Source organism: Nonomuraea sp. NPDC005692, assembly GCF_040631115.1.
Classification (GTDB): Bacteria; Actinomycetota; Actinomycetes; order Streptosporangiales; family Streptosporangiaceae; genus Nonomuraea.
Map to the genome: position 1 here is coordinate 24,131 of NZ_JBEXYU010000016.1, position 16,770 is coordinate 40,900.

Genomic DNA, 16,770 nt, shown 5'->3' on the forward strand with positions numbered 1-16,770 from the left:
CATCTTCGGCATGACAAGAGAACAGCAAAGAGTGCAGCAACGAAAGCGGCCATTCTCGCTAAGGGTTGAAATATCCGAGAATGCGGCGCTTTGCGGGTCTCACCGGGCGGGGCCGAGCCTGATCATCCCTGCGCCGGGGGCAGCAGGCGGACCGCGTCCAGGGCCAGCGCGAGGTCGACGATGTCCCGCGGGCGGGTGAGCGAGCGGCCGGTGAGCTGCTCGATCCTGCGGACCCGGTTGATGATCGTGTTGCGGTGGCAGAACAGCCGGCCGGCGGCCCTGGCGGCCGAGCCGTCGCAGGCCAGCCAGGTCTCCAGGGTGGTCAGCAACGTGTCGCGGTCGGCCGGGTCGAGGGCGAGCAGCCGGCCGAGCGCGCCTTCGACGAGGTGGCCGGTGACGCCGGGCCGGCTGATCATCAGCACGGCGGGCACGCGCTCGTCCAGGCGGGCGATCTCGGGGCCGCCGTCGGCGCAGGTGCGCATGGCGAGGGAGGCCAGCTCGTGCGCGGTGCCCAGCTCGTCCAGGCCGGTGACGACGGGGCTGACCCCGGCCACGCCGCTGACGATGAGGCTCAGCTCCTGGCACAGGTCGTCCAGGGTGGCCCGGCCGAGCGCGACGACGGCGACCTCGTGCCCGGTGCGCATGCGCCACAGCAGCCGCAGCGTGCCCAGGGTCGCGGGCAGCCGGACGTCGTCGTGGTGGCGTCCGCGCGGGAAGCGCACGGTGACGACGGCGTAGCGGGCGCGTTCCGGCAGGTCCAGGGAGTCGGCGGCGGCGCGCACCACCCCCGCGTCGGCGGCGCCGTCGAGCAGGGCGTCCAGCAGCGCGTTGACGCGTTCCTTGCTGCGGCCGAGGATCTCCTGCTCGCGCCTGCCGTAGACGTCGCAGGCCACCAGCGACTGCCGGTCGATCGCGTGCCAGACGTGGCTGGCGGCGCGGACCAGGACGTCGAGGCGTTCGGGGCGCTCGCGTTCCATGTGGTCCACGATCGCCGCCCAGGTGACCTGGCCGGCCAGGCGGTACATGCGCAGCAGCGACTCCAGCGGAAGACCCTGCTCGGCCCTGCGCTGGGCCATCGACCGGGTGAAGACCAGGTCGCGCCGCTCGGACGGCTCCTGCAGGATCGCGGTCAGGCCCAGGCGCACGCCTTCGAGGGTGCTCTTCCAGTGCTCGTCGTAGGGGACGCAGGCGCTGTAGACGTCGTCGCCGCCGCGCGTCCTGGCGACCAGCTCGCCGGTCAGTTCGGGCAGGCGTTCGAGCAGTGCCCTGGCTGCGGTGCGTAACGTCTGGCGGACGTCCTCGTCCACGACCGTAGGGGGACGCATTCCCCGAGGCTGCCACCGGCCGCCGTTCCAGAACAAGGCTCTGTAGCGTTTTGTGACCTCGCATTGTGCGGCTGCACAACGGGCCCCCGGCCGCGGTGGGCAGCGAGCCCGACTTCGCCGCCGCATCTGGACGGCGGCCCCGCCCGCCGGTTTGGGTGGGCCGCCATGGGGTCCTGTGAGGAAGACGAATGGCCGAGCTGAGCGTGGACGGTCTCGTGGTGGACTACGGTCCCGTCCGGGCGCTGGACGGCGTGTCACTGAGCGTGCCGTCCGGGGCGGTGGTGGCCGTGCTGGGCGCGAACGGCGCAGGGAAGACGACGCTGCTGCGGGCGGTCTCGGGAACGCTCCGGTTCCACCGGGGCCGGATCGCCGCGGGCGGCGTCACCGTGGCCGGGGTGCGGGTGGACGGGCAGCCGGCCGCGGCCGTGGTGCGGCGCGGTGTCACGCACGTGCCCGAGGGCCGCCGCGTGTTCGCCCGCATGACGGTGGAGGAGAACCTGCGGGCCGGCGGGCTGGGCACGCCGCGCGCGGCCGCCGTCCGGGCCGGGCGGCGCGTGCGCGAGCTGTTCCCCGTCCTGGCCGAGCGCGCGCACCAGCGCGCCGGGCTGCTGTCGGGCGGCGAGCAGCAGATGCTGGCCATCGGCCGGGCGCTGATGGCCGAGCCGTCGGTGCTGCTGCTGGACGAGCCGACGCTCGGCCTGGCCCCCCGGGCGGCCGCCACGATCGCCGCCACGATCAGGACGATCAACGCCGCCGGCACCTCGATCCTGCTCGTCGAGCAGAACGTCGCCACGGCCCTGTCGCTGGCCTCCCACGCGTACGTGCTGGAGGTCGGCGCGGTCGCGCTGGCGGGGCCCGCGGCCGAGCTGGCCGCCGGTGACGAGGTGCGCCGCCGCTACCTGGGCGTGGACGACGGGACCCCGGCCCCGCCGGCGAGAGCCGGGTTGTCGAGGTGGTCCGCGTGACCCCGACATACCAACCGGATGGTATGCCCGCCCTGGAGGTACGCGACGTGACCGTCCGCTTCGCCGGCCTGACGGCGCTGGACGGCGTCGGCTTCACGGTCGCGCCCGGCACCGTGCACGCGCTCATCGGCCCCAACGGCGCGGGCAAGTCCACCTGCTTCAACGTGCTGTCCGGCGTCTGCCGGGCCGCCTCGGGCAGCGTCAGGTTCGGCGCGAGCGAGCTGACCGCGCTGCGCCCGCACCGGATCGCCGCGCTCGGCGTCGCCCGCACGTTCCAGAACATCGCGCTCTCCCCGCACCAGCCGGTGCGGGACAACCTGCTGCTGGGCCGCCACCGGCTCACCCGGGCCGGGTTCGTCTCCGCCGGGCTCGGCCTGCCGGGCGCGCGCCGCGAGCGGCGCGCCCACGCCGCCAGGGTCGCCGAGATCGCGGCCTTCGCCGGGCTCGCCGCGGTGCTGGACACGCCGGTCGGGCTGCTCCCGTACGGCGTGCAGAAGCGGGTCGAGCTGGCCAGGGCCCTGGCCATGGAGCCACGCCTGCTCCTGCTGGACGAGCCGGTCGCCGGGATGAACGGCGGCGAGCGGCTGGAGATGGCCGGGCTGATCAGGTCGGTACGGGAGAGCCTGGGCGTCTCCGTCCTCCTGGTCGAGCACGACATGGGCATGGTCATGCGGCTGGCCGACCGGGTGACCGTGCTGGACTTCGGCCGCCGCATCGCCGACGGGCCTCCCGCCGAGGTGCAGAACGACCCGGCGGTCATCGGCGCGTACCTGGGCGTGGAGGAGACGGAGTGATCACCTTCGTGGAGCTGCTCGTCAACGGGGTCTCGCTGGGGGCCGTCTACGCGCTGATCGCGCTCGGCTTCGTCGTCATCTTCAAGGCGACCGAGGTGGTGAACTTCGCGCACGCCTCGCTGCTGCTGGCCGGCGGATACGTGGTGGCGCGGCTGCACCCCCACCTCGGCTTCTGGCCCGCGCTGCTGGCCGGGGTCGCGGCGGCGGCGGTCATCGGAGCGCTGGTGGAGTTCCTGGTCATCCGCCGCTCGAAGGCCGGTTCGCACAGCGTGCTGGCCATCGTCACCATCGGCGTGGACATCGTGCTGACCACCGAGCTCACCCGGCGGATCGGCACCGAGGTGCTGGCCATGGGCGACCCGTGGGGCTCGCGGGTGCTGCGCCTCGGGCCGGTCACGGTCGCCGAGACCCGGGTCGTCGCGCTGGCCGTGGCCGGGGTGCTGATCGCGGCGTTCCTGCTGGCGTTCAAGTACACCGGGTGGGGGGTGGCGATGCGGGCCACCGCCGAGGACCCCGAGACGGCCGCGCTCATGGGCGTGCGGCTCGGCCGGGTCTCGGTCAGCGCGTGGGCCGTGGCCGGGGCGCTGGCCGCGGTGGCCGCGCTGTTCCTGTGCGTCTTCCCCACGCCCGGCCTGGACCGCGGCTCCTCGCTGGCCGCGCTGAAGGCCTTCCCCGCCGCGATACTCGGCGGCCTGGACTCCACCACGGGGGCGCTGGCCGGCGGCCTGATCGTCGGCGTCACCGAGGCCCTGACCACCGGCTACCAGAACGACCTGGCCTTCCTCGGCCGCGGGATCGGCGACGTGGCGCCGTTCCTCGTCATGGTCGTCGTGCTGCTGCTGCGGCCCGCCGGGCTGTTCGGGACGAGGGAGCGGGCCCGTGTCTAGGCCCGTCGTGTCACTGGTGGCCCTGGCCGTCTTCGTCGCCGTGCCCTTCTATCTGGAGGGGTTCTGGCTGCAGGCGGGCCTGTTCGCGATGGCGGCCGCGATCGGCGCGATCGGCGTCAACCTGCTGACCGGGGCGACCGGGCAGTTGTCCATGGGCCACGCGTTCTTCCTGGCCGTCGGCGCCTACGCCTACGTCTACCTGGCCGCCGAGCCCACCGCGTCGCTGGGCGGCCTGGGCCTGCCGACGCCGGTGGCCGCGGTGCTGGCGGTGGCGCTGGCCGGGGTCGCCGGCGGGCTGTTCAGCCCGATCGCGGGCCGGCTCAAGGGCGCCTACCTGGGCATCGCCACGCTGGCGCTGATCTTCGGCGGACAGCATCTGCTGTTCAACGCCGGGCCGGTCACCGGCGGGTTCAACGGGCGTGCCGTCCCGGCGATGGAGGTCTTCGGGTTCGCCTTCGCCGACGGGCCGGAGCTGGTCGTGCTGGACGTTCCGTTCGGCGCGCTGGAGCGGCTGTGGTTCCTGGGCGGCCTGGCGCTGCTCGCGGCGGCGCTGTTCGCCCGCGGCGTGCTGCGCGGGCGGCCGGGCAGGGCGCTGAACACGATCCGCGACCACGAGATCGCGGCCGGGGTGATGGGCGTGCCCGTCACCCGCTACCGGGCCGGCGTCTTCGTGTTGTCGTCCATGTACGGCGGCCTGGCCGGCGTGCTGCTGGCCCTGGTCTTCCAGCGGACCGTGCCCGACTACTTCGGCATGCTGCTCTCCCTCGACTACCTCGCGATGATCGTCATCGGCGGCCTGGGCTCGGTGGGCGGCGCGGTGCTCGGCGCCGTCTTCGTCTCCCTGCTGCCGCAGCTGCTGACCCGGTACGGCGACGCCATCCCCCTGGTGTCCCCGTCCGGCTCCGGCGGCGGCCTGTCCCCCGCCGAGGCCGCCCGCATCCTGTACGGCGCCGCCGTCGTCGCCGTCGTGCTCTTCCTCCCGGGCGGCCTGCTCGGCCTGCCGCGCGTCCTGCGCCGCCGGTCACCGGGGCGCCGCCCGTCCGCTTCACCGTCACCGGATCCGTCCCCCGAGACCAGGAGCTCACATGTCCCGTAACCGCACGGCCGTCCTGGCCGCGCTGCTGGCGCTGGGGCTGGCGGCCACCGCCTGCGCCAGCGGCAAGGCCACCGGCGGCGGCCAGGCGACCGCCACCGCCGCCGGCGGCGACGGCGTCAGGACCGGCCCCGGCGTCACCGCCGACACGATCACGCTCAGCCTGCTCACCGACCTGACCGGCCCCTACGCCTCGCTGGGCAAGAGCCTCACCCAGGCGCAGCAGCTCTACTTCGAGCAGGTCAACCAGAGCGGCGGCGTCTGCGGCAGGAAGATCGAGACCATCGTCCGCGACCACGGTTACGACGCGCAGAAGGCGATGGCCGCCTACGCCGAGGTCGCGCCGAGGACGGCGGCGATCCCGCAGTTCATCGGCTCGCCGATGGTCACCGCGCTCAAGGACCGGATCACCGCGGACAAGATCCTCACCCTGCCCATGGCATGGGCCACCAGCCTGCTCGGCAGCGAGGCCATCCAGGTCACCGGCACCACCTACGACGTCGACATGATCAACGCCGTCGACTTCCTGGTGAAGGAGAAGGGCGTCAAGGCCGGGGACCGGATCGGCCACCTGTACTTCGAGGGCGACTACGGCGAGAGCGCGCTGGCCGGGTCCAAGTACGCCGCCGGCGAGCTGGGGCTCACGCTGGTCGAGCAGAAGATCAAGGCGACCGACCAGGACATGACCGCGCAGGTGGCGGCGTTCAGGAAGGCGGGCGTGCGGGCCGTGCTGGTCTCGGTCGGCCCGCGCCAGACGGCCTCGCTGGTCGGCGTGGCCCTGGCCGCCGGGATGGACGTGCCGTTCGTGGGCAGCAACTCGGCCTACAGCCCGCAGCTCCTGGCCACCCCCGCCGCGCCTGCGCTGCTCAAGGACTTCTTCTACGTGACCGCGGGCGCCCCGATCAGCGCGCCGCTGCCCGCCTACGCCAAGCTCGTCGCCGACTACCGGGCCAAGTACGCCGGCCAGCCCCTGGACAGCGGCGTGGCGGCCGGATGGACCGCGGCGATCATCGTCGGCGACGCGCTGCGCAAGGCGTGCGAGGCCAAGGACCTCAGCCGGGCGGGCATCGTCGCGGCGCACCGGTCGCAGAAGTCGTGGGAGGCCGGGCTGGGCGGCACGCCGATGGACTTCAGCGTCTTCGACCGGCCCGCCTCGCGCGCCTCCTACGTGGTCAAGCCCGACAAGCAGGCGGTGGGCGGCGCCGTCATCCTCAAGGAGGCGGCGGTGTCGGAGCTGGCCGGCAAGTACACCGTCCCGGCGGCCGGCTGACCGGTGAGCCCCACCGCTGGACGTCGCCCCGGCCGCCGGGCTCGTCGGCGAGCCCCGCCGGGCGGGGGGCGGCCAGCATGCGGCGGTAGACCGCCTCGTAGGCCGCGGCCATCGCCGCCACGCCGAAGTGCCGTTCGACGTGGGCGCGGCAGGCCCGCGGGTCGAGCCGTCCGGCAGCCTCGATCGCCGCGGGCAGCTCGGCCGCCTCCCGCAGGACGAACCCCGTCACGCCGTCCACCACGATCTCCGGCACCGCGCCCCGGCCGATGGCGACGACGGGCGTGCCGCAGGCCATGGCCTCGATCACCACCATGCCGAACGGCTCCTCCCACTGGATGGGGAAGACCATGCAGCGGGCGGCGGCCAGCAGCTCGCGCTTGCGCCCGGCGTCGGCCTCGCCCAGGTAGGTGACGCCGGGGCCGAGCCGCGGCCGTACGTGCTCGTCGAAGTAGACGTGCTCGCACGGCTCGGTGAGCTTGCCGGCCAGCACGATGCGGCGGCCCGCCGCGCGGGCGGCGTCGATGGCCAGGTGCGTGCCCTTGCTGTGGCTGAAGCGGCCCAGCCACAGCACCCAGTCCTCCTTGTGCTCCCGGAAGGGGAAGGAGGCGGTGTCGAGCGCGTTGTGCACGGTGGCGATCCAGTTGAGGTCGGGGGCGTCGGCGCGCTGGGCGTCGGAGACGGCGATCAGGTTGACGCGCTCGCCGAGCGCCCGGTACACCTCGCCCAGCTCACCGCCGGCATCGCCGTGGCAGGTGACCACGGTCGGGGTCGCCCTGCCGAGGGCGGTGAGCGGCCCTGCCAGCGAATGGTCGTGCACGATGTCGGCGGGCAGCCCTTCCAGCGCCCGCCATGCCTGGGCGGCGTGCAGCACCTCGGGCAGCCCCTCGCCGATCCGCTCCGAGGGCGCCTCGGGGTAGGTGACCAGGAACTTGGCCGGCAGACCCGTGCTGCCCGCGCCGATCAGCGTCACCTCGTGGCCGCGGGCGGACAGGCCCGTGATCAGGTCGGCGAGCATCTGCTCGATCCCACCGTAGGCCCGCGGCGGCACCTCCTCCCACGGCGGAGCGACCATCACGATGCGCAGCGCGCCTTCCCAGTCGTCCTCGGCTTCCGTCGTCATCCCAGCACCTCCCCGTGTCGGTCCGGTCGTCACAGCGCCGGCAGGCCGTGCGCCCTGCGGGCGGGGCCGGACCGGCAGGCGCCGCTGATCGGGCAGCGAGGTTCGGTGACCAGTTCGACGCCGTCGGGCAGGCCGGACACCAGCGGCGTGCCGTCCTCGCCCCTGACGCGGATGCCGACCCTGGAGTCGCCCACCGGCATGCCTTTGATCGTCACCTCCCCGAACCCCTCGGGCAGCGCCGGGACCAGCCACAACTTCCCGTACGGCACCCACGGGTCCAGCCGCAGCAGCGTGCGCAGCAGCTGGATGGGCGCGGCGGCGGCCCACGCCTGCGGCGAGCACGACGTCGGGTACGGCACCGGCCGCCCGTACTCCTCCTTGCCGAACCCGCAGAACAGCTCCGGCAGCCGCCCCCCGAAGGCGTGCGCGGCCTCCAGCAGCCCGACGGCGATGCGCTGGGCCTCCTCGACGTGGCCGTAGCGCATCAGCCCGGCGGCGATGATCGCGCTGTCGTGCGGCCACACCGAGCCGTTGTGGTAGCTCATCGGGTTGTAGGCCCCCATGGACGAGGCCAGCGTGCGCACCCCGAACCCGGTGAACATCTCGGGCGAGAGCAGGTGGCGGGCCACCTGCCGGGCCTTGTCCTCGTCGGCGATGCCGGCCCACAGGCAGTGGCCCATGTTGGAGCCGAGGCCGTCGATGGGCCGGCCGCGCCCGTCCAGGCCCATGGCGTAGTAGCCGGGGCCGGGCAGCCAGAACCGTTCGTTGAACGCCTCCCTGATCGCCCGCGCCCGCTGCACGTAGCGCCGCTCGGCGGCCTCGTCGCCCTGCTGGCAGGCGAAGTGGGCGCGGGCGAGGTAGGCGGCGTAGACGTAGCCCTGCACCTCGGCCAGGGCGATCGGCGGGCGGGCGATGGTGCCGTCGGCGAAGTTGACGCCGTCGAAGGAGTCCTTCCAGCCCTGGTTGACCAGGCCGCGGTCGGTCTTGCGCTGGTACCAGACGAAGCCGTCGCGGCTGGCGTACTCCTCGATCCAGGCCAGGGCGGCGTCGGCGTGCGGCAGCAGCTCCTCCACCGCCTCGCGGTGCACGCCCCAGCGGCGCACCTCGCCGAGCAGCATGACGAACAGCGGGGTGGCGTCCACCGAGCCGTAGTAGGCCCGCCCGCCGTACGGCGAGGAGCCGTCCTGGACGCCGAAGCGCAGCTCGTGCATGATCTTGCCGGGCTCCTCCTCGGACAGCGCGTCGACCTTGGCGCCCTGGAGCCGGGCCAGCCTGCGCAGGGTGCCGAGGGCGAGCGTCTGGTCCAGCGGCAGCGCCATCCAGGAGGTCAGCAGCGAGTCGCGGCCGAACAGCGTCATGAACCAGGGCGCGCCGGCGGCGATCGCGGGCGGCTCGTCGGGATGGTCGCGGTCGAACAGGCGCAGGCTGCCCAGGTCCTCCCGGGAGCGGGCCAGGGCCTCGACGAGAGCGGCGTTCGTGCTCTCCAGGACGGGGGTGCTGGCGGTCCACTCGGCCAGACGGCGGGCCGGCTCGGCGTGGTGGGTGGGATGGGCGACCGGGAACCGGGCCGAGGACTCCTCGCCCTCGTGGACCGGCGTCACGAGCACGGTGACCCGCCACTCGCCGCGGGCGGGCACCACGACGTCGAAGGTGAGCAGGCCCGGCGCGGTGACGACCGGCGTGCCCGCCGGTTCGACGGCGATCCTGGCGCCGCGGGCCCGGCTGGGCGAGTAGACCTCGATGCCGCGCTCGCCGGGGTTCATCTCGACGTCCTCGGCGGGCCAGCTCCGTTCGGACTTCACCTCGAACAGGTCGGCCAGGTCGGCGCCGGCCTGCACGCACACGACGCAGCCCGCGGCCTCCTCGGACATGTTGCGCAGCGTGAGGTCCTCGCGCAGCCCGCCGCCGACGTAGCGGTCGCGCACCACGAGCAGCGTGCTCTCGGCCCATCCGGGACGCGGCCGGGCCTTGCCGAGGAAGGTGGCGTGGTACGGCTCGCCCATGATGACCTGCAGCGGCTCGACGGGATGGTCGTCCACCCGCAGCATCCAGCGGGACAGCAGGCGGGTGTCGGCGTGGTAGACGCCCTGCGCGCCGCCGGGGACGATGTCGCCGCCGCACTGGCACACGCAGAACGAGCCGCCCTCCACGAGCGTGACCGTGTCGCCCAGCGCGCCGGGTTGTCCCTCGAAGGTCCATGCGTTCACCGACGAGCCCCCAGTCCTTCCCCCGGTCCCGCGCCTGCGGGGGCAGGTCCCCGCACGTCAGGAGTGCTATCCGGAGGAAGAAGGGGGAATCCCATGGCTGTCTAGATTCTTAACACTTCGTCCCGATATTTCGGTATCTGGGGTGCTTCGGCCGGGGAGGGTGATTCCTCCCCGGCCGGGGCCTCAGGCGGCGGCCTTGGCGGTGAGCGCCACGGTCGCCTGGCGGGTGACCCCGCTGACGGTGACCGCGACCGTCACCTGTCCCGCCCGCAGGGCCGTGATCGTGCCCGTGCCCGGGTCGAGCACCGCCACGTGCCACGGCTTGGCCGTCTGGCGGGTGCCGACGTGCAGGTTGGGCGAGCCGGACCAGGTGACCGAGACCGGGTAGGCGGCCGGGACGGCCCGGTCGTCCTGCCGGATCGCCGCCGTGACCGGCGCGGGCGCGCCGACGGCGACGGTCGCGGGCGCGGTCAGCGTCAGCTCGTCCACGTGCGGCCGCACCTGCGTGCCGATCCAGTCGGGCGCGTCGGTGAACCAGTTGCGCCGTACGTGCTCGGCCTCGGCGGGCGTCACGGGGTCCACGCCCCACAGCGACCAGCCGGTGAAGCCGCCGTCCTCGGGGGCGGTGGCCGGGTTCTTGCCGGAGTTGCCGTTGATGAAGTACGGCACCGCGTCCACGCGCGAGGCGTTGAACGTGCCCACGTGCCCGCCGATGAAGGCCGCGCCCTTGCCGGTGTCGCGCTGGAAGCCGGCCAGCCAGCCCTCGACCAGCGCGGCCTCCTTCCGGTCGCCGAGCTGGCTGCCCTTGCCCGGCGTGGGGTCGCGCGGCGGCACGTGGAACAGCACGGCGACCGACCCGACGGAGGCGTCCTTCGCTGCCTTGTCGAGCTCGGAGCGGAGCATCGCGACCTGGTCGTAGCCGCCGCCGCGCAGGTTCAGGCGGGAGGTGTCCAGGGTGACGAAGCGGGTGCCCTTGTGGTCGAACGTGCCGTACGTGTCGCCGAAGACGGCCTTGAAGTTGTCGATCTTGCCGCCCATGACCTCATGGTTGCCGGGGATGTAGTGATATTTCAGCTCTCCTCCCAGCTCCTCGTCGAGGATCTTCTTCGCCAGCGCGAAGTCCTCCGGCGACGCCTCGTCCACCAGGTCGCCGTTGATCAGCAGGAAGTCGGGCTTGGCGGCCTTGATCTCCTTGAGCGTGCGGCGGGCGTTCCTGACGATGTCGCTGTCGGGGTTCCTGGCCACGAACTGGGCGTCCGACATGACCGCGAACCGCCAGGGCGCCTTGGCCACGTCCGCCTTGACCACGGGGTCGGCGACCTTGGGCGCGGCGGGCGCGGTGATCGACGGCGGCACCTTGGCCACCAGGCCGTCGATCAGGATGTCGTTGCCGTACTTGGCGTCGGCCCTGGTCTCGGCCACGTAGAAGCGCCGGAGCTTGAGCGGGTAGTTGACCCCGGCGGGCACCGGGAACTCGACGTACTGCCAGCCGGTCCACGTCAGGTACGGCCCGCGCAGGATCTGCGACTGGCCGAGCGCGTCGTAGAACTCCAGGCTGGGCCACTCCCCCTTGCCGGTGGAGTTGATCCACAGCCCGAACGCCTGCGGCTGCCCGTCCACCACGATCTGCTGCGGCGGGCTGGCGTACGCGGCCCGGGTGGCGGTCGAGGTGGTGAAGTCGTAGGACAGCTTGAGCCCGCCGCCGCTCTGGCCCGGCGCGGCCGACAGCGAGCCGGTGGCGCGGGCGGCGGCGAAGGTCCACCTGGCCGCGTCCTCGAAGTCGGCGACCGGCTTGGACTCGAAGCCGACCGTCACCGGCACGGCCGTGGTGATCTTGCCGACCTTGGCGGTGATCAGCCCGGAGCCGGTGGCCTGCCGGGCCTTGACGGTGAAGTAGCCGTGCTCGGCCGGGGTGACCTCGAACAGGTTCCGGTCGTAGTCGAGCGTGAGGTCGTCCGGCTCGATGGGCGCGGAGTTGCCGTTGCGGTCGTAGCCGACGACGCCGAAGGCGGCGCTGCCGTCGGCGCCCGCGATGCCGAGCCGGTCGGCCGTGGCGCCGAGCCGCTGCAGCGGCTGGAGCACGGTCAGGCCGATCGTGCCCTTGGCGCCGCCGCGCGCGGCGGTGACCGTGGTCTGGCCGGGCACCAGGGCGTGGAACCTGCCGTTCCTGATGACTCCGTGCACGGCCGGGTTGGCCCGCCACGACGGCGTGCCGGCCGCGGGGCCGTACGTCTCGTCGTAGCCGGCGGCGGTCAGCCGCCTGGTGAGGCCGGGGAAGACGCGGTCGGGACGGCCGCCCGCGACCGGGCCGACGCCGGGCGCCTTGGCCGGGTCGCTCGCGGTCTCCAGCCAGAAGCCCTTGAGCCTGCCGCTGCCCTCGGGCGCGTACAGCGCCAGGCCGTTGGGCACGTGGCGCTCGCCGCCGTCGGAGGGACTGTTCTCCACCTGCACCCCGGCCGAGCCGGGCTCGCGCGCCAGCAGGGTGGAGGAGCCGCCGCCGTCGAGGTTGAGCGCGTTGGCCGCGCCCAGGTCCACCATCATGGCGGCCAGCTCGTTGAGCGTGACGCCGCGGCTGTCGGCCTGGCGGCCGTCCACGGTCAGCAGGTACATCTTCCTGCCGTCGGCGGAGAAGCCCACGGCGGTGCGCGGGTGCGCGGCCGCGTCGGTGCTGTTCTGCACGACGCCGTCCTTGACCAGGACGTAGTTGCCGCCGACGGCCGCCTTGACGGTCGAGCCGTCCGAGGCCTTCGGCTGGTACTTCACGTCCACGCGGTCGCCGGCCTTCAGGGCCGACAGGGCGGCGGCGCCGGCGTCCCGGCCGAGCAGGATGGTGGTGCCGGCGGGGATGGGCCCGGTGCCGGCGGCGTTGCGCACCTCGGTGACCACGCCGTCCACCAGCACGACCTCGGTGACCGTGGCGGCGCCCTCGACGGCGCGGGCCCGGTTGTAGGAGCCCCACAGCGGCGTGAACAGGCCGACGCCGCCGTTCTGCACCATCTGGTTGAACTGGGTGAGCGCGATCGGCGCGCCGCCGGAGGGCGTGGCGGTGCCCTCGAAGTACATCTTGAGCACCCGCCCGACGCCGTCGCCGGTGACGGCGACCGCGTTGTCGTGCCCGGCGGCCGGCGACTGGACCAGCGTGCCGTCCTGCACGCCGATGCCCTGGGCGGCGCCGGAGTTGTTGATGTCGAAGAAGTCGCCGTTGACCGCCGCCACCGCACGGGAGCGCCCGGCGGGGCCGGACAGCGGCTCGGTCCTGGTCACCTCGCCGGAGAAGACGTAGTCGGCCCTGGGCCCGCCCTTGCCGCCACCGAGGTCGGCGGTCAGCGCGTCGGCACGCAGCCAGCCCAGCGCGTCGTAGGTGTCGAACGAGGTCAGCGAGAGGCCCGGCGCGACCGGCCGGGTCCTCTTGGCCGTCTCCAGGCGGGGCTGCCCGGCGGTGGCCTGGCTGATCAGCGTGGAGGGCGGCGGGTAGGAGGACGCCTTCAGCGCGTCCTCGGCGGGCGGGGCGGGGTCGGCCTGCGCGGGCGCGCTCAGGGCCACCGGCCCTAACACGAGCGCGGCGGCGGCCAGGAAACGGAGGGTCTGCACGACCGAACTCAATCGTTCGTGGATATAAGTTTCAAGACTTCGGAGTGAACTAAAAGAAAATTTCAGATCTTGTGGCGCTCCGGGCCACGCCGGACGATGGGACGCGTGGATCGACAGGCGCTCTACCGCGACCCGTACCCGCTCTACGCCCGCGCCCGCGCCGCCCCCGGGCTCACCTTCGTCGAGGAGCTGGACGCCTGGCTGGTGGCCCGGCACGACGACGTGCGCGAGGTGTTGTCCAGGCCGGACGACTTCTCCTCCCAGGGCGCCCTGCGACCCGACGTGATCCCGAGCCCGCGGGCCTTCGCCGAGCTGGCCGGGGTGCCGGGCGGCGCGCCCGTGGTGCTCAGCACCGACGGCGAGGCGCACCGGCGCTACCGCAGGCCGCTCACCCGCGGCCTGTCGCCCGCCCGGGTGGCCGCCGCCCTGCCGTTCGTCACCGCCACGGCCGCCGACCTGGTCACCGCGTTCGCCAAGGCGGGCGGGGGCGAGTGGATGTCCCGCTACGCCAGGCCGCTGCCCGCCGCCGTGATCGGCCACCTGCTGGGCCTTCCCCCGGCCGACGTGCCCACCGCGATCAGGGGCGGCTTCCGGGCCGAGGACCTGCTGTTCACCCCGATGCCCGAGGACGAGCAGATCGCCGCCGCCCGCGACGTGGCCGCGCTGCGGCGCCTGCTGGCCGCCCACGCCGCCCGTTCAGGCGGGGCCGCCGACCTGACCGGCGAGGTGGTGCGCGGCCTGGCGCCCGGCCCCGGCGAGCCGACGGCCGCCCAGCGCGACGAGATCGCCTCCAACGTCGAGAACGTCATGCTCGCCGGGCACCTCACCACGACCGCGCTGCTCGGCTCGGTCGTGCACCACCTGCTGCGCGACCGCCGCCAGTGGGAGCTGCTGTGCGCGAGCCCGGCCGAGCTGATCCCGGCCGCGATCGAGGAGGCCGCCCGGTACGAGGCGCCCGTCCAGGGCTTCCGCCGCCGCGTCACCAGGCCGCTCACCCTGGCCGGCACGCCCTTGGAAGAGGGCTCGACGGTCTTCGTCTCCTTCGCCTCGGCCGGCCGCGACGAGGCGGTGCACGAGCGGCCCGACGTCTTCGACATCACCCGGCCGCGCGCCCGCCATCTGGCGTTCGGCCACGGCGTGCACGGCTGCCCCGGCGCGTTCCTGGCCCGCGAGCAGCTCCGGGTGACGCTGGAGCTGCTGGTGGCGGAGCTGCCCGGCCTCCGGCTGGCCCGCCAGGACGTCGTGATGGCCGCCACGCTCATCCACCGCGCGCCCGAGGAGCTCCATCTGACCTGGTGAGCCGGGCCAGGGTCTCCTCGTAGGCCGGGTCGAGCCAGTAGTCGGAGTGCCAGCGCGCCTCGGGCAGCGGCTCGCCCGGCCCCGGCTGGAGCGGGTCCCAGCAGAACCGGTCGACGGTCTGCTCGCCCTCGCCCGCCGGACGTGGCCCGAACGGGTCGACCCGGCGGAAGACCGGCCCCCCGATGGGGTCGCTCAGCCGGTACAGGTTCGTCCAGCGGACGGCGTCGCGCATCGCCGACAGGCCGGGGGTGCCGAAGTAGGCGGGGAAGAAGGCGGCGTACAGGCGGCGCAGCGGCGAGCCGTGGGTGAGCAGCCGGACCCGGGACCGCAGCTCGGGCCGTACCTGCAGGACGAGCGCGGCGGTGAGCACGCTGCCCTGGCTGTGCCCGGACAGCACCACCTCGTCGTCGGCGGTCCTGGTCAGGGTCTTGACCCGGGCGAGCAGCTCGGGGATCACCCGCTCGGTGTAGCAGGGCGGCGCCAGCGGGTGGATGGCCCTGGGCCAGAAGGTCGAGACGTCCCACAGGATGCCGACCGTACGCCGCAGCCGCGTGTCGCTGTACGTCCGGCGGCCCAGCAGGACCAGGCCCACGACGATCGCCGTCATGGCCCAGCTCCCGATCGAGGCCAGCAGGCCGGCCAGGCCGCCCACCGGGGCGAACAGGTGGAACCGGTAGATCACGGTCACCGCGCCGGAACCGGCCACGCCGATGCCGGTGAGCACGGCCAGCACGAGCCCGGCGCGGTCGGTGAGCGAGGCCAGCGCCCACTTGCCGGCCACGTCCCGGTCGTAGGCGCCGTAGTAGGGGGTCAGCTTCGGGGTGAGCGCGGCGGCGGCCGACCCGCGGACCAGCCACAGCTCGACCGCCACGGCGACGAACCCGATCACCAGCAGCGGCACGAGCGCGGCCGTCCACCAGACCGGGTCGTCGAGGTAGAGCCTGCGGTCGACCGGTCCGGGCTCGGCGACCGAGGCGGGCACGCCGAAGAACGTGGCCGTCCAGAACAGCAGGCCGAGGGCGAGCACGTTGGCGCTGCCGGCCGCCACCATCAGCGTGAACCAGGCCGCCATGCCGCACATCGCCCGCCGCTCGATCGGGTCGCCGGTCTCGGCCGGCCGGTCCATGCGGGCCAGGACGAACGTCGCCACCAGGATGAACAGCCCCAGCCCGACCGTCAGCGCGAACTGGAACGCTCCAACGCCGATGCCGGGCAGCTGCCGCCCCGGCAGCGCGGGCGACATCCCGGCCAGGGCGGCGGCGATCGTGGCGACGAAGGCCAGCGGCCCGGCCACCCGCAGCGCCCGGCACGCGCCGGTGAGCCACGGCGGGACCGCCTCGCCCGGCGCCAGCCGCCTGGCGATGCCGGGCAGCGCCGCCAGCACGGCGGCGGCGACCTGGACGGCGGCGTTGGCCGCCGTCAGCGCCAGCCCCCGCGGGTCGCCCACGAACGGCGCCGACACCGCCAGGCCGATCGACCCCAGCGCGAAGGCGACGTGCACGGCCCGCAACCGCCACACGGGCGCGCCGCCGTGCCACAACCGCGGCCGGGCCAGCAACGGCCCGGGACGCGAGCCGCCGTCGGGCGGGAAGCCGGTCTGCTCGTCGCGCTCCCAGGTGCGCCGCGCCAGCCACCACAGCAGCACGACCACCGCGAACGGCGCCAGCGCGGCGACGGCCAGCCGCCGCGACGGCTCGGCGCCCCACAACTCGCTCATCCAGTGGACCCAGGCGGGCGCGCTCTCGCGGGCGCAGGCCCGGCCGGCCGCGGTGCACTGCCAGCCGATGAGGTCGACGCTCGCCCGGGTGACCGCGCCCACGAGGGTGCCGGTGAGCAGCAGCGCGAACAGCCGCTGCGCCGCCTCGGCCACGTGCCGCAGGCGGGCGCCGCCCACGGGCCTGGGGAGCATGAAGTAGGACAGGTTGGCCAGGGAGAAGGGCAGCAGGAGCAGCCAGAGGGCGATGGTCCTGCCGCCCGAGGTGAGGCCGCCCCAGGCGTAGGCCTCGCGGTGGCGGATGCCGGGCAGGTCGTCCTGCTCGCCGTCGGGGCGGCCGCCGGGCCACCAGCGGCGATAGAAGCCGGTGGTGGCGTCGCCGGCGATCTGGCGGGGGTGGGGATGGTTGAGGATGCTCGCCGGCGGGGTGCCGGAGACGCCGTGCACACGTAGTTCGGTCATGCCTCCGCAGGTGGGGTCCAGGAATCCGTCCATGAGCTCAGGA

At 74.0% G+C, this 16,770-nt stretch carries 11 protein-coding genes; 6 read left to right on the forward strand and 5 right to left on the reverse strand.

The window, feature by feature from the left end:
- Positions 1–122: 122 nt before the first annotated feature.
- Positions 123–1,325, reverse strand: a complete 1,203-nt coding sequence (locus tag ABZ459_RS28990; RefSeq protein WP_357976656.1) for a helix-turn-helix domain-containing protein — start codon at positions 1,323–1,325, stop codon at positions 123–125.
- Between the two features lie 188 nt (positions 1,326–1,513).
- Between ABZ459_RS28990 and ABZ459_RS28995 the strand changes: the two genes are divergently transcribed.
- Genes ABZ459_RS28995 through ABZ459_RS29015 form a run of 5 tightly spaced genes read left to right on the forward strand, consistent with a single transcriptional unit; the run spans position 1,514 to position 6,334 of the window.
- On the forward strand, positions 1,514–2,290 hold the full coding sequence (locus ABZ459_RS28995; protein WP_357976659.1) for an ABC transporter ATP-binding protein: 777 nt from the start codon (positions 1,514–1,516) through the stop codon (positions 2,288–2,290).
- Between the two features lie 23 nt (positions 2,291–2,313).
- The gene (locus tag ABZ459_RS29000) at positions 2,314–3,084 is read left to right on the forward strand and encodes an ABC transporter ATP-binding protein (RefSeq protein WP_357976662.1); all 771 of its coding nucleotides are present in this window, start codon (positions 2,314–2,316) and stop codon (positions 3,082–3,084) included.
- Complete coding sequence (locus tag ABZ459_RS29005; RefSeq protein WP_357976664.1) at positions 3,081–3,971, forward strand: branched-chain amino acid ABC transporter permease; 891 nt, start codon at positions 3,081–3,083, stop codon at positions 3,969–3,971. The genes ABZ459_RS29000 and ABZ459_RS29005 overlap by 4 nt, the downstream gene beginning before the upstream one ends.
- Positions 3,964–5,067 carry a branched-chain amino acid ABC transporter permease gene (locus ABZ459_RS29010; RefSeq protein ID WP_357976667.1) on the forward strand — a complete coding sequence of 368 codons (1,104 nt, stop codon included), beginning with the start codon at positions 3,964–3,966 and terminating at the stop codon, positions 5,065–5,067. Before ABZ459_RS29005 ends, ABZ459_RS29010 begins: the two co-directional genes overlap by 8 nt.
- A complete protein-coding gene (locus ABZ459_RS29015) occupies positions 5,057–6,334 on the forward strand; it encodes an ABC transporter substrate-binding protein (RefSeq protein WP_357976670.1) in 1,278 nt (425 codons plus the stop codon). Before ABZ459_RS29010 ends, ABZ459_RS29015 begins: the two co-directional genes overlap by 11 nt.
- Here the strand turns inward: ABZ459_RS29015 and ABZ459_RS29020 are convergent.
- From ABZ459_RS29020 to ABZ459_RS29030, 3 genes are all read right to left on the reverse strand, one after another.
- Positions 6,276–7,454, reverse strand: coding sequence for a glycosyltransferase family 4 protein (locus ABZ459_RS29020; RefSeq protein WP_357976673.1), 1,179 nt, complete (start codon positions 7,452–7,454; stop codon positions 6,276–6,278). The genes ABZ459_RS29015 and ABZ459_RS29020 overlap by 59 nt on opposite strands.
- Positions 7,455–7,483: 29 nt before the next feature.
- Complete coding sequence (locus ABZ459_RS29025) at positions 7,484–9,661, reverse strand: glycogen debranching N-terminal domain-containing protein (protein ID WP_357976676.1); 2,178 nt, start codon at positions 9,659–9,661, stop codon at positions 7,484–7,486.
- Positions 9,662–9,844: 183 nt separating this feature from the next.
- The gene (locus tag ABZ459_RS29030) at positions 9,845–13,252 is read right to left on the reverse strand and encodes a phosphodiester glycosidase family protein (RefSeq protein ID WP_357976679.1); all 3,408 of its coding nucleotides are present in this window, start codon (positions 13,250–13,252) and stop codon (positions 9,845–9,847) included.
- Between the two features lie 105 nt (positions 13,253–13,357).
- Between ABZ459_RS29030 and ABZ459_RS29035 the strand changes: the two genes are divergently transcribed.
- Positions 13,358–14,551, forward strand: a complete 1,194-nt coding sequence (locus tag ABZ459_RS29035; RefSeq protein WP_357976682.1) for a cytochrome P450 — start codon at positions 13,358–13,360, stop codon at positions 14,549–14,551.
- Here the strand turns inward: ABZ459_RS29035 and ABZ459_RS29040 are convergent.
- Positions 14,511–16,760 carry a hypothetical protein gene (locus ABZ459_RS29040; RefSeq protein WP_357976686.1) on the reverse strand — a complete coding sequence of 750 codons (2,250 nt, stop codon included), beginning with the start codon at positions 16,758–16,760 and terminating at the stop codon, positions 14,511–14,513. The genes ABZ459_RS29035 and ABZ459_RS29040 overlap by 41 nt on opposite strands.
- Positions 16,761–16,770: the final 10 nt, after the last annotated feature.

Bases quoted from the DNA above. Each gene is read 5' to 3' on its own strand.
- ABZ459_RS28990 (WP_357976656.1), bottom strand. From the start codon at position 1,325: ATGCGTCCCCCTACGGTCGTGGACGAGGACGTCCGCCAGACGTTACGC.
- ABZ459_RS28995 (WP_357976659.1), top strand. From the start codon at position 1,514: ATGGCCGAGCTGAGCGTGGACGGTCTCGTGGTGGACTACGGTCCCGTC.
- ABZ459_RS29000 (WP_357976662.1), top strand. From the start codon at position 2,314: ATGCCCGCCCTGGAGGTACGCGACGTGACCGTCCGCTTCGCCGGCCTG.
- ABZ459_RS29015 (WP_357976670.1), top strand. From the start codon at position 5,057: ATGTCCCGTAACCGCACGGCCGTCCTGGCCGCGCTGCTGGCGCTGGGG.
- ABZ459_RS29020 (WP_357976673.1), bottom strand. From the start codon at position 7,454: ATGACGACGGAAGCCGAGGACGACTGGGAAGGCGCGCTGCGCATCGTG.
- ABZ459_RS29040 (WP_357976686.1), bottom strand. From the start codon at position 16,760: ATGGACGGATTCCTGGACCCCACCTGCGGAGGCATGACCGAACTACGT.